Origin of the sequence: Sodalinema sp. (assembly GCF_046483825.1) — a bacterium.
In the GTDB taxonomy this organism is placed as follows: Bacteria; Cyanobacteriota; Cyanobacteriia; order Cyanobacteriales; family Geitlerinemataceae; genus Sodalinema.
Genome location: NZ_JAWOCL010000275.1, coordinates 22,047 through 28,759, shown reverse-complemented (window position 1 = coordinate 28,759; position 6,713 = coordinate 22,047). Strand labels below are relative to the sequence as shown.

5 protein-coding genes are annotated in these 6,713 nt (G+C 53.1%); 4 read left to right on the top strand and 1 reads right to left on the bottom strand.

Annotated elements, in window-relative coordinates:
* Positions 1 to 129: 129 nt before the first annotated feature.
* Positions 130 to 1,965 carry a biosynthetic-type acetolactate synthase large subunit gene (gene ilvB, locus R6U67_RS17560; protein ID WP_410253749.1) on the bottom strand — a complete coding sequence of 612 codons (1,836 nt, stop codon included), beginning with the start codon at positions 1,963 to 1,965 and terminating at the stop codon, positions 130 to 132.
* Positions 1,966 to 2,151: 186 nt separating this feature from the next.
* On the opposite strand from ilvB, the gene R6U67_RS17555 reads away from it, so the two are divergent.
* From R6U67_RS17555 to gor, 4 genes are all read left to right on the top strand, one after another.
* Entirely contained in the window at positions 2,152 to 2,430 is a 279-nt protein-coding gene (locus R6U67_RS17555) for a DUF3493 domain-containing protein (protein WP_410253748.1), read from the top strand.
* On the top strand, positions 2,406 to 4,139 hold the full coding sequence (locus R6U67_RS17550; RefSeq protein ID WP_410253747.1) for a hypothetical protein: 1,734 nt from the start codon (positions 2,406 to 2,408) through the stop codon (positions 4,137 to 4,139). Before R6U67_RS17555 ends, R6U67_RS17550 begins: the two co-directional genes overlap by 25 nt.
* Before the next feature lie 119 nt (positions 4,140 to 4,258).
* Positions 4,259 to 4,990, top strand: a complete 732-nt coding sequence (locus R6U67_RS17545; RefSeq protein ID WP_410253746.1) for a glutathione peroxidase — start codon at positions 4,259 to 4,261, stop codon at positions 4,988 to 4,990.
* 223 nt (positions 4,991 to 5,213) lie between these two features.
* Entirely contained in the window at positions 5,214 to 6,560 is a 1,347-nt protein-coding gene (gene gor / locus R6U67_RS17540) for a glutathione-disulfide reductase (RefSeq protein WP_410253745.1), read from the top strand.
* Positions 6,561 to 6,713: the final 153 nt, after the last annotated feature.

Sequence of the window (6,713 nt, the reverse complement as noted above, 5' to 3'; positions counted from 1 at the left end):
TAGAGTCGTTGCTAGTTATGGGCTAGAAGCCGAATCGGAAGACTCGGCTGTTCATCAACATCAGCTTTGAGCGCCCATCCCAGTGAGGGCAAGTTTCGAGTCACTCGCCCTCACCCAGTTGATCGCGCCCTATAACTTCGTGCCGCATTCAGGACAGAAATGGTTAGTTGAGGCGTTTTTCGCGTTGCAATTGGGACAATACACGAGTTCAACGGCCCGCTCTAACGTGTTCTGTTCCGGTAGCCCCAGCATTTGCGCGTTGCTCTTACCCGGTGCCACCATGGGGTAACAGTTTTCCGTGCGATGAACCCGGACATCCATCACCACAGCCCCGTCATAGGCCAGCATTTCGGCGATCGCATCCTGAAGTTGATCCGTATGGGTGACTTTAATCCCCTTCAGCCCATAAGCTTGACAGAGAAGTTCCACATCCGGCATTCCCACTTCCATATTGGACGAAGAATAGCGTTCCCCGTAGAAAGTTTCTTGCCATTGACGAACCATCCCCTGCCAACCGTTATTGATAATCACGGTTTTGAAGTTGATGCCATATTGGGCCATCGTTCCCAGTTCTTGGAGGTTCATCTGGAAACTGCCATCACCACTAATACAGATCACCTCTTCCTCGGGGAGAGCCACTTTAGCCCCCATCGCGGCCGGTAGGCCATAGCCCATAGTTCCCAATCCCGCACTGGAAATCCAGCGACGGGGACCATTTTTGAGGAATTGGGCGGCCCACATCTGATGTTGCCCCACATCGGTTGTGTAATAGGCGTTGGGGGCTTGGCGATGCAGTTCCACAATCACCTGTTGCGGCGAGGGTAACTCAGCATATTGAGGAACCTCTAGGGGGTAATCCTTGCGCCAGCGGTTGATGCGATCGAGCCAGGATTGAGTCTGACGAGACTCCATCCCCAGGCCGAGTTCCTTCAGACGACGCAACAGATCGATGAGAACTTGCCGCACATCGCCCACAATCGGAACCTCGGGGGCACGATTTTTACCCACTTCCGCCGGATCAATATCGATATGAATCACCTTAGCCCGAGCCGCAAACTCATCTAATTTTCCGGTGACGCGATCGTCGAAACGGGCGCCAACCGCAATTAAGAGATCACATTGACTCACCGCAAAGTTAGCATAGGCGGTTCCGTGCATTCCCAGCATTCCCACAGAGAGGGGATGGTTTTCGTCAAAGGCCCCTTTCCCCATCAGGGTTGTAGTGACAGGAATGTTAAAATGCTCCGCCAACTCGAGCAGTTCCGCATGAGCGCTGGCGGAAATTGCCCCACCGCCGACATACAGCAACGGTGATTTGGCCTCACGAATCAGGGCGATCGCCTGTTCAATCTGTCGCGGATTGCCCTTAACCGTCGGGCGATATCCCGGTAACTTCAACGATCCTGGCTCAATGGGAACATAGTCACAGTCAGCCAAGCCCACATCTTTCGGCACATCGATCAACACAGGACCCGGCCGGCCGGTACTGGCAATATGGAAAGCTTCGGCCACCACTCTCGCCATCTGATTGGGATCTCGCACCACATAGGAATGCTTAACGATGGGCAGCGTAATCCCAAAAATATCCGTTTCCTGAAACGCATCGGTCCCGATCGCATTCCGGGGAACCTGTCCCGTCACCACGACCATCGGAATGGAGTCCATGTGAGCCGTGGCAATCCCCGTGACGAGGTTGGTCGCCCCAGGACCCGAGGTTCCGAAACAGACCCCCACCTGTCCTGTGGCCCGGGCATAGCCATCGGCGGCATGAGATGCCCCTTGTTCATGACGGACTAGGATATGTTGAATCCCACCCTGGGCTTCAGCACGATATAACTCATCATAAATCGGAAGTATTGCACCACCGGGGTAGCCGAAGATATGGCGAACCCCATGGCGTTTTAGACTATCTATCAGGGCATAGGCCCCACTCACACGTTGGACGGCGACTCGTTGTAATTGCACGACAGGAACCTCTGGCAAACTCTCGAAAACTTAAACCTTTACCCTACAATTCTACTCAGGTCAAGCTCGTTTCGTACAGGACTTTAAAGAAATTCAAGATATTGGAGAATCTCGATAGGATAAAGATTGGGACTGACCCATCTGTTGCCGATCGTCCGTCCTTTGTATTTTTTGCCTAGACTTTCTATGACGAACCAAAATCCGCAACCCTATTCCTCTCGCCCCAAAGCCGCCCAAGGACTGAGTGAAGAAAAATATCAGCGCTTAGTCGCTGAAGCCAAAGCCCCTTACCGAGGCTTTCGTCTCTTTGTCTATGTCAGTTTAGGAGCCTCGGGCCTCCTCGGGGCCTTTGTCTTTCTGGCTCGGGTGGCGGCGGGAAACGATTTAGCCTCAGATTTGCCGAATCTAGCACTACAACTGGGAGTCGTGGCGTTGATGGTTTGGCTGTTCCGCCGGGAACGTTGATGGCGGCCATGGGATTACTCACGCAACTGTGGCTCTCGGCTCGCTTCTGGTTTGGGTTGAGCCTCATCACCTGGTGGGGGATGGCCGGGGTCATCTGGCGTGACGGCCAGGGACGCTATCGTATCCAAGATGATGCTCGACAACATGTCTTTTGGATGCAGCGTTTTGAGGAACCTGGACTATTTCCCAATGATTGGATTGCTGATTATTTCCAGTCTGTTGCGCCTTGGGGGTATCGCCATCTCTACGAGTTGGCCTCGCTCCTGGGATTTGATCCGTTTAGCTTCAATAAGCTGTTACCGCTGCTGTTGTCTCTGTTGACGACGGTTTTGGTGATACAGGTCAGTTGGCGGTTACTTCCGGTGCCGTCGGTGGGGTTTGTCAGCAGTGTGATTTTGAATCTGAGCCTCTGGATGAAGGATGATCTGGTGTCGGGGACTCCCCGAGCCTTTGTGGTGCCGCTGTTGTTGGGGTTTGTATGGGGGCTATTGTCGGAGAAACCTGTTTATACGGCGATCGCCATCCTGGTCACGGGTCTGTTCTATCCCCAGTTAGTCTTGATACAAGGGGGGGTGTTGCTGTTACAAGGGTTGGGAATTGCTCAGACAACAGCCCCGAAACGACCCTTGGTGCTGCTGGGATTGATGACTGTGGTTCTGGTGCTATCGCCCTATCTGCTGTCGTCTAATCCTTGGGGGCCAGTCTTAACTCGTGAACAAGGTCTCAGTTTAGCTGAACTGGCGCCTCGGGGACGCAGTGCGTTTTTTTATGAGGATGTTGCTCATTTCTGGTTGAGCAGCGATCGCAGTGGCCTAATACCCGGCTATACGCCCTTAGTCTTATGGCTGGGGGGTCTTTTACCGCTCCTGTTGCGGGTTCGACAACGCTTTCCCTTGCTCGCGAAGTTACGGGGCCAATCTGTCCTGCTACAACTGCTGCTATCGAGTCTCGGCGGCTTTGTTCTGGCTCATCTGATGCTCTTTCGCTTGCATCTGCCTAGTCGCTATACCCACCATAGTTTACGGGTTCTCCTGTCGTTGGCGGCTGGAATCGTTGTGGTGGCGATCGCCCACGGGATCTTCACTCAACCGGTAACCCATCGCCTCCTAGGCGGCGTCAATCGCCTCTTGGCTCTCATTTTGGTGTTCGGGGTGGTAGCCTCACCGCTGTGGTTATGGACGTCCTTTCAAACGGCTTACTACGACGGAACCGCCCCCGAAATTTATCGCTACCTCCAGGACACTCCCAACGATAGCCTCGTGGCTGGAGTGGATGCAGAGATTGACAATATCCCCAGTTTTGGACGACGGCCCATCCTGACGGGACTCGAATATATGATTCCCTACCATTGGGGCTATTACGCCATCCTACGCGATCGCTTCATTGCCTTAATTCAGGCCCAGTACAGTCCCCACCCCGATCACGTCCGCCGCTTCATCGCTGACTACGACATTGACTATTGGCTGATTCGCCGTGACGACTTTAGCCTCGATAGCCTACAACAGCACTATTGGCTTAATCGCATGGCCACCTCGCCGCGCCCAGAAGATCCCCTCATCCAAGCGATTCAAGGCGCCTTTCACACCCTAGAACAAGGTCAAACGCCGGTTCTGGCCACTCTGGGCGATCGCTGCAACGTTGCCCCTAGCCCTCACTACTGGCTTCTCGATACCACCTGCATTTTGACCCGGTTTGCTCCAGAAACTTGACAGCCCCTCCATTCGCCTCTATTATGAACTCATAACGATTATGAGTTAATGGCAACACCGTTAACCCAACACCGTCAGTACACGATTAGTACACCGTCAGTAAAAGGAGTTCAACCCATATGTTACAAGATAAAACCGGACAACGGGTACCTGAAGTCACCTTCCGCACCCGTCAAGATGGCGAATGGAAAGACGTCGATAGCAAAGAAATCTTCAACGGCAAAAACGTGATCGTCTTTGCCCTTCCTGGAGCCTTCACCCCCACCTGTTCGTCGAGTCACCTGCCCGGCTACAACCAGCTTGCCAACGTTTTTAAAGAAAACGGTGTCGACGAAATTGTCTGCTTGTCTGTCAATGACACCTTCGTCATGAACGAATGGGCCAAAGACCAAGAATGTGACAACGTGACCCTCATTCCCGACGGAAACGGTGACTTTACCGAACAGATGGGAATGTTAGTGGACAAAGCCGATCTCGGCTTCGGCAAACGCTCCTGGCGTTACTCGATGTATGTCAAAGATGGCGTCATCGACAAAATGTTCATCGAACCCGAAGAACCCGGAGATCCCTTCAAAGTCTCCGACGCTGAAACCATGTTGGGCTACATCAACCCTCAAGCCAAGCCCAAACATGTCTCCCTGTTCTCGAAAGTCGGTTGCCCCTTCTGCGCCCAAGCCAAATCCCTCTTGGACGACAAAGGTTGGGAATACGAAGAAATCGTCCTTGGCCGCGATGCTTCCACCGCATCCCTGAAAGCCATGACCGGCAAGACTTCTGCGCCTCAAGTCTTCGTCGATGGTCAGCTAGTTGGCGGTTCTGAAGAACTCGAAACCTACCTGAAATCGGCATAATGCCTCACCTGTGAGGACTTACCCGAGTCATTGCTGGTGAGTCTTCGCCTCAACTCATCCGGGATTCCCCAGAAACGGGAGTCCCGGATATTTCCGATGAAAAAATACCCTTGCAAGTTATAGGATGGCAACAGACGTTTTAGGTTATTGCGGCAACGACCTAATAGAGCAACATTTTAACAGCAACCTTCCAACAGCAAACCTTTAGAGGACTAAAGACTCTATGACATACGACTTTGACTTATTTGTGATTGGGGCCGGTTCTGGGGGCATTGCCACCGCTCGCCGAGCCGCCGAATATGGTGCTAAGGTCGGCATTGCCGAAGACGATCGCCTTGGGGGAACCTGTGTCAACCGAGGCTGTGTTCCCAAAAAGCTAATGGTCTATGCCTCACACTTCCCCGAGCATTTCCATGATGCCGTAGGTTACGGCTGGAGTGCCGTCCAGAGTCAGCTGGACTGGTCCAAGATGATTAACGCCGTTAACAACGAAGTGACCCGCTTGAATGGCATCTATCAGAAGATGCTCGATAAGTCCGAGGTGCAGGTCTTTCGGGAATCGGCGCAATTTGTCGATTCTCATACCATCCAAGTCGGCGATCGCCAAATCACCGCCGAGAAGATCCTCATCGCCGTAGGGGGAAAACCCATCAAACCGGCCATTCCGGGCCTCGAACATGCCGTCACCTCCGATGAAATGTTCCATCTTCCCCAACAGCCGAAGCATCTGGTGGTCCTCGGTGGCGGCTACATTGGCGTAGAATTTGCCTGTATCCTCAAGGGCTTAGGGTCCGAGGTGACGGTGGTGATTCGTCGTGAAAAAATCCTCAATGGCTTTGATGAAGATCTGCGGGATTCGATTCAGGAGGGAATGGTTAACCACGGTATTCGCATCCTCAACAACACCAACATCACCTCCGTTGAGAAACGAGACGATGGAAGCCTGACGCTGAACCTCGATAGTGACGAGGGGAGTATTGTTGCCGATACCATCACCCTCTCGGCCACCGGTCGCAAACCGCGTTTAGAGGGGTTAGGCTTAGAAAACACCAAGGTGGAGGTGAAGAAGGGAGCGATCGCCGTCGATCACTATAGCCAAACCGCCGAACCCCATATCTTTGCTGTCGGCGACTGTACCGATCGCGTCAACCTCACTCCCGTGGCCATTAACGAAGGCCGTGTCTTTGCCGATACCCATTTTGGCGGCAAATCTCGGGAGATGAGTTACGAGAACATCCCCACCGCTGTCTTTTCCTCCCCCGAAGCCGCCACCGTTGGCTTAACCGAAGCCGAGGCCCGGAACCAGTATGGGGATGCGGTGCAAGTGTTCCGCTCGAAATTCCGGCCGATGTATCATACTCTCGGTGGCCGCAACGAACGTACTCTGATGAAGCTCGTCGTCGATGGTAACAGCGATCGCGTCCTAGGAGCGCATATGGTGGGAGAAGACGCCGCTGAAATCATCCAAGGGGTGGCGATCGCCGTCAAAATGGGAGCTACCAAAGCCGATTTTGATGCCACCATTGGCATTCATCCGAGTTCGGCTGAGGAATTTGTCACCATGCGCTAAGCTCATCATCAAGATCCAGAGTCCGAATCCAGAGTCGGACAGCATCTGAATCATAGACATAACATCCCTTGCATCTACAGGCAGTTCAGGTGGACTGAACTGCCTGTCTTCTGACAACTCATGAAGACCTGAAACCGACTTTTCCATTATTCA

Coding starts and splice junctions, on each gene's coding strand:
- R6U67_RS17555 (WP_410253748.1), top strand. CDS start 2,152: ATGACGAACCAAAATCCGCAACCCTATTCCTCTCGCCCCAAAGCCGCC.
- R6U67_RS17545 (WP_410253746.1), top strand. CDS start 4,259: ATGTTACAAGATAAAACCGGACAACGGGTACCTGAAGTCACCTTCCGC.
- gor (WP_410253745.1), top strand. CDS start 5,214: ATGACATACGACTTTGACTTATTTGTGATTGGGGCCGGTTCTGGGGGC.